Origin of the sequence: Halorubrum distributum JCM 13561, from assembly GCF_000337395.1 — an archaeon.
GTDB lineage: Archaea > Halobacteriota > Halobacteria > Halobacteriales > Haloferacaceae > Halorubrum > Halorubrum distributum.
On sequence record NZ_AOJF01000060.1, the window covers coordinates 1 to 301 of the forward strand.

The 301-nt window shown below is 60.1% G+C and carries 1 rRNA gene; it reads left to right on the forward strand.

Annotated elements, in window-relative coordinates:
- Positions 1 to 74, forward strand: a 16S ribosomal RNA gene (locus tag C470_RS15070); the annotation flags it as partial.
- Positions 75 to 301 lie beyond the last annotated feature (227 nt).

The window sequence follows — 301 nt, forward strand, 5'->3', positions numbered from 1 at the left end:
GAATCTGGGCTTCGCAAGGGGGCTTAAGTCGTAACAAGGTAGCCGTAGGGGAATCTGCGGCTGGATCACCTCCACCGACCCGAGACTCGCCCTCTGGGCGAGCTCACCTTAGACCGTCTTTCTGAGACGGTCACTACTCATTCGCATTGGACTGTGTCCCGTCCGCCCACCCACCGGCTTGGACACCCTAGAACGACCACGGCTCACCCAACACACACCAGACCTTCCCGTCAGGGAAGGTGGGCTCATAGCTCAGCGGTAGAGTGCCTCCCTTGCAAGGAGGATGCCCTGGGTTCGAATC